Below are 5,766 nucleotides of genomic sequence, written 5' to 3'. Positions count from 1 at the left end.
ACGTCGCCGTCAATGTGCCAAAGCCGGCGCTTCCGTCAGCGGAAGACGACATGGCCAAGTGGAACGAGCAGCGCTCCTGGGTGCGCGATTTCAGCGGCGGCAATTGCTTCTACGCCAACGTGACATCCGGACCCGGCGGCGCCCCCACGATCGAGGGTTACGGAACGGCGGTCCAGCCCTTCGAACAATTGCTCGGCGATTTCCAGTCCAGGTTCCATATCGAGCCAGACATCAGCGTGCGCCTCATCACGCTCTCCCAGTGCGGCGTGCCGACTTTCCTTCGCTTTCTCGACCGGAGTTCGGCCGCGAAGCCGCAGCTTGTCCTCGACAAGACATCGATACCGGATGGCGCGCCGGTCAGCGGCGCGCTCTATACGGGCGGCGGGCTCGTCTCCAACATCATGCTGATCGACCACAAGGGCGTCGCCTTCAACCTGGACGACCGCATGGTGGCGCAAACCGACAAGGTGACCTTCAATATCCCTATCGGCCTCGCCGCCGCGGACAAGGCGGCCGGCAAGGCGGTGCCGCAGATCATGCTGGTGATCACCGGCCCCAAGGACATCCAGGCCGCCATGTTCTCAAGGCCGACGCCGGCCTCGGAGCTGTTGCCAAGGATCCTCGAAGAGATCGAGGCCGGCGGGTCGCAGTTCTCGGCCACGGCCAGCTATTTCCGGCTTGGCGGATAGCATGAACGCCGATGGACCCTCGCACCTTGCGTTCTTTGCAACAGCCCCCGCCACGCAAGCTGCGTAGCTTGCTGTTTCCGGGCCGCATGACGCTTGCCGCTTTGCTCGGCGCGGCGCTGTTCTCGATGCTTTCGCCCGGCAAGGCGCATGCCGAATTCACCGTCTGCAACCAGACGCTCGACGTCGTCAATCTCGCGGTCGGACAGAAGGTCGACAATGCCGACCAGACGGACGGCTGGTGGACGATCGGCGCCAACCAGTGCGTCAATGTCATCCGCGAGGAGCTGACCAACCGCTACATCTATCTCTACGCCACGGACGTCTTCGGCCACGCGATCCTCAACGGGTCGACCGAGATGTGCATCGACCGGAGGCGCTTCTCGATCCGCGGCATCGAGGAGTGCTGGCAGCGCGGCCATATCGCGGCGCGCTTCGTCGAGGTCGATACGCTCGAACAGGTGCGCTGGACCTATTTCCTGACCGGAAACAGCCCGTGACGCACTCGATCGACACGAGCTTCAAACAGAAGAAGCAGGCGCGCCTGGCCGAGCGCCGGCGCAAGCTCTGGCGCCGGGCCCTTGCCGGCCTTGCCTCGCTCGCCGTCGTTGCCGTCGCCACCGGCTTCTATCTGACCAAGGACTATTGGTCGTTCGGCGACGAGGACGAGGAGCTGCATCCGGTCGAGGGCATGGAAGACGTGCCGCCCGACGCCTCAGTCTATGTGCCGGCGATCATCGATCTGGCCGGCGATCCGATGTGGATCACATTGGCGCCCGATGCCGACACCGCGACGAAGGGCAAGACCGTGGCGCGCCCGGCTGAGCTCGACAGTTCGGAGGCTTCGCCGCAGATCGAAATCATGTCCGACGTGATGCTGAGCGCCAGCGAAAAGTTCATGACGACGATCCCCTCGACGCAAGAGGATTTCGCCTTCTTCCAGGCGCAGCGGCAGGTCGCTCCCAAGCCTTCGGCAACGGCGCCCGACGACCAGCAACCGGGCCCGCCTGCTCCGGCCGTGGCGCCGGACGATCAACAGGGCGATCCGCAAGGCGACCTGCAGAATGATCTCCAAGCGGCACCGGACGAGAGCGACGCCGGCTCGGCGCCCAAGGCGGACGCCGACGACCCCGAGGCCGGCTGGGGCGAGACCATCGACCAGGGCGAGGCAGCACTCCCCGCCTTCAAGAAAACCGCGATCGAGAACAACACGACCGTCGCGACCGTCACCAGCGAGTATCAGCGCTTCGAGGCCACCGAAGACACGTTCGTGAAGATCCTCAACGACCGCAGCCTGGACAGCGTGGCGCTCGACGCGCATTTCTCCGCCGATGACGCCAAGCTTGCGGGCGAGGCGCTGAAGGCCCTCTTCAACCGCGACGGGCTGGAGGCCGGCTTTGTGGTGGCCATGCGCGGGTTCCGGCCGAACCGCGAGACGACGACCATGTCGCTGATGCAGGTCTCCATCTATGCCAAGAACGTCTATGTCGGCACGCTGACACGCAATGCGGCCGGCGCCTTCGTGTCGGGCGTCGACCCCTGGGTCCGCGAGGATCTGTTCAACTATTCCGGCACCTCCGACCAGGGTGGGCCCAAGCGGCAGTACCGCCTGCTCGACGCGATCTATTCGACGGCGGCGCGCAACAAGGTGCCGACCAGCGTCATCGGCGAGGCGATCATGTATCTGTCGCGCGGGCAGGACCTCGACGCCTTCGCCAGCGAGGACCAGCGCCTGGTGCTGATCTATTCGCAGACGCCGCGCGGCCAAAGCGAGATCTCGGGACGGGTGCTCTATGTCGGCGTCCAGGGCGCGGACAGGAGCCTCGACTGTTTCGTTTTCCAGCAGAGCGACGGCCAATATGCCTGCGTGACCGGCAACGATCAGGTGCGCTCGCTGACCGTCACCAACGGCATGGTCACGCCGGTCGCCGGGGTGATGACCTCGACCTTCGGCCCGCGCAAGCATCCGATCCTGGGCACAGTTCGCATCCACAAGGGCGTCGACTGGGCGGCGCCGGTCGGCACGCCGATCATGGCCGCCTTCGACGGCGAGATCTCCTTCCAAGGCGATGGCGGCGGCTATGGCAATCTGGTGAAGATCACGCATGCCAATGGCCGCGAGACGCGTTACGCGCATATGCAGAAATTCGCCATCGCCAGCGGCGTCGGCACCAAGGTGAAGGCCGGCGATGTCATCGGCTATATCGGCACCACCGGGCTTTCGCCCGGCCCGCATCTGCATTTCGAGCTCTACCAGAACGGCGAGGCGATCGACCCGCTGGGGACGGTCACCACGGTGGCCACCGCCGTTGCCGTCAGCTCCGGCGGTTCCGGCGATACCGCGGTCGAAACGCTGACCGACCGGATCGTGCATGTCGAAAGCGGCGGCAGCGCACGCGCCAAGAACCCGCTTTCCTCGGCGACCGGCGCCGGCCAGTTCATCTCCAAGACCTGGATCCGGATGATGAACACCTATCGGCCCGACCTTGCCCGCTCGCTGTCGACCGCCGACCTGCTCGCGCTTCGCTACGACGCCACGCTGTCGCGCGAAATGGTGCGCAACCTGGCGCGCGAGGGCGAGGCCTATCTGCGCGCGCGCGGCCACCAGATCACCGCCGGCCGCCTCTATCTGTGCCATTTCCTCGGCATGGAAGGCGCGGCCCAGGTTCTGGCGGCGCCCGGCTCGAGCCAGCTGAGCGCGGTGCTCGGGTCGGCCGTCATCCAAGCCAACCCGTTCCTCACCGGCAAGACCGCGAGCTACGTCGTGGACTGGGCCGAGCGGAAGATGGGGCAGAGAGTGCCGCGCGTGGCGACCGACCAGGGCCAGCCGACGACGACCACGACCGAGGTGCGGCAGACGTCACCGGAATTCGAGAAATACAAGCAGGCGATCACCGCGCTGATAGGCTCGATCCAGGAGACGCTGGAGCCCGGTTAGGTCCTTGACGACACAGTGATCTTGAAAGATTGCAGGCTTGTTGGACGAGGCTATCAACGTCCGTTTGGAATAGTCAGCGCAAACGCTGGTGGTGAGCTGAAGGCGCATGAACCTCGTCATTCCAGGGCGGAGCAAGGAGCGAAGCGACGCGCGCAGACCCTGGAATCCATGCCGTTACCTGGACCGAAGTGTGCAACGGTGCAGAATTCTGGACCGCCGCAGCGCTTCCAAGTCACGGCATGGATCCTCGGGTCTGCGCGCGTCGCTTCGCTCCTTGCTCCGCCCGTGGATGACGACCGCGACAGTCGTCTCGGCCAATCGCCAAGGCATGGGGTCTGCCAACGTACACTAGCCAACCGGTCAAAACTTCTGTGTTGAGGAACGAGTCGGTTCACTAAACCTCGCATGGCCGGATGGGCCGATTGGTTTTTCAGGCCCGCCAATGGTAAATTAGCGGATACTCACCGAGGAAATTTCGAGCCCCTCGTGAACCAAATCTGTGGTCGAGATCACAGACGCTCAAGGACGATTTTGGCAGAAGCGACGTTGTCGCTTACGACATTCAGCATGCGCAGACATTTATAACGCGCCCCGAGGGGGCGGAGGGCTGATCCCATGAAAGCGTTCGCCATCCTTTTGGGCGGGTTGATCCTGCTGTTCCACGCCGCGTTCGGCGCACAGGCCGCCACGCCCGACAGCAAGCGTGTCGCGCTGGTCATCGGCAACAGCAAATATGTCAATGCCGTCGCTTTGCCCAACCCGGCGAACGACGCCCGCCTTATCGCGTCCACGCTGCGCAACGCCGGCTTCCAGGTGATCGAAGGCGTCGACCAGGACAATGCCGGCATGCACAGCCTGATCAGCAAATTCACCGAAGAGTCCTACAATGCCGACCTTGCCGTCATCTACTATGCCGGGCACGGCATGCAGGTCGACGGCAGGAACTACCTTATTCCGGTCGATGCCGAGCTGACGTCGCCGGCCTATCTCAAGACCCGCACGGTCCAGATCGACGAATTCATGGCGGCGCTGCCCGCCGATCCCGCCGTCGGCATCATCATTCTGGACGCCTGCCGCGACAATCCGCTGGCGCGCACGCTGGCAGCGGCGCTGCCGAAGAGCCGCTCGCTCGGCGCCGGCCTCGCGCCGGTCGACGCAAAGGCCGACGGCATGGGCACGGGCGGCGTCCTGATCGCCTATGCGACCGACCCCGGCGCCATCGCCTTCGACGGCAACGGCGTCGACAGCCCCTATTCGCTGGCTCTCGCCAAGCACCTGACCGAGCCGGGCGTCGAGATCCAGAGTGCCTTGACGCGGGTGCGCGGCGAGGTGACGGAAACCACGCAAGGCCGGCAGCGGCCATGGCACAATGCCTCGCTCGGACGCGAGGTATTCCTCGGCAAGCCCGTGGCAGAAACAGCCTCGCCCGCCGCGACGCCGGTGGCAGACGCGGCCAAGGCGACTTCAGCGCCTGCTCCCGTGGCCAGCGAGCCGCCGTCCTGGGAAGTCGAGCAGCGGCTTTGGGACGAGGCTTCGAAGAGGAACGCCATCCCCTATTACGAGGCCTATCTCGACCAGTTTCCGAACGGCCGTTTCGCTACGGTGGCGAAGCTCAACATCGACCAGCTGAAGGATCCGGCGACGGGCAAGCAGGTGGCGGCGCGCGGCGCGGACGATGCCAGTGCCAATCCCGGCTCGGCCGTCCGCACCTCGGTCGGCATCACCGACGAGATGAGAAAGACGCAAGGCACCGAACTGACGGAAAGCGCCATCGGGCTCGACCGCAACGGCCGCATCGACCTGCAATTGCGCATCGAAGCGCTGGGCAACGAGCTCGGCCAGGTCGACGGCAATATCGGCCCGAGGACGCGCCAAGCGATCGGCGTCTGGCAGGGCAAGAACGGCCTGCCCTCAACCACCTATCTGACGCGCGAACAGCTGGCTCTGCTGGTGATCCAGACCGACCCGATGATGGATGCCGTGCGCGCCAGGAACGCCGCCGACCAGGCGCGCGCCGCGCCGACCAGGAAGCAGGTCGTGCAGAAGACCCGCACGTTGGACCCGACGGCGCAGCAAAAGCCGCGCCGGAAACAGACGCAGGTCGTTCAGCGCCGCCGCAACAGCGACACCGTGGTTCGCGAG

The 5,766-nt window shown here is 65.2% G+C and carries 3 protein-coding genes and 1 pseudogene; all 4 read left to right on the top strand.

Annotated features, from left to right (window positions below; all coding sequences use genetic code 11):
- Positions 1-689, top strand: a pseudogene (locus tag EOA24_RS25200) (serine/threonine protein kinase); the annotation flags it as partial.
- 68 nt (positions 690-757) lie between these two features.
- The gene (locus tag EOA24_RS25195; RefSeq protein WP_245491185.1) at positions 758-1,186 is read left to right on the top strand and encodes a DUF1036 domain-containing protein; all 429 of its coding nucleotides are present in this window, start codon (positions 758-760) and stop codon (positions 1,184-1,186) included.
- Positions 1,183-3,624 carry a M23 family metallopeptidase gene (locus EOA24_RS25190; protein WP_127410169.1) on the top strand — a complete coding sequence of 814 codons (2,442 nt, stop codon included), beginning with the start codon at positions 1,183-1,185 and terminating at the stop codon, positions 3,622-3,624. The genes EOA24_RS25195 and EOA24_RS25190 overlap by 4 nt, the downstream gene beginning before the upstream one ends.
- 615 nt (positions 3,625-4,239) lie before the next feature.
- Positions 4,240-5,766, top strand: a 1,527-nt coding sequence (locus EOA24_RS25185; RefSeq protein ID WP_127410168.1) for a caspase family protein, incomplete at its 3' end; no start/stop codon positions are given.

This window comes from Mesorhizobium sp. M2A.F.Ca.ET.039.01.1.1 (genome assembly GCF_003998035.1).
Taxonomy (GTDB): Bacteria; Pseudomonadota; Alphaproteobacteria; order Rhizobiales; family Rhizobiaceae; genus Mesorhizobium.
The sequence above is the reverse complement of the archived record's forward strand: the minus strand, read 5'-3'. Positions and strand labels throughout refer to the sequence as shown.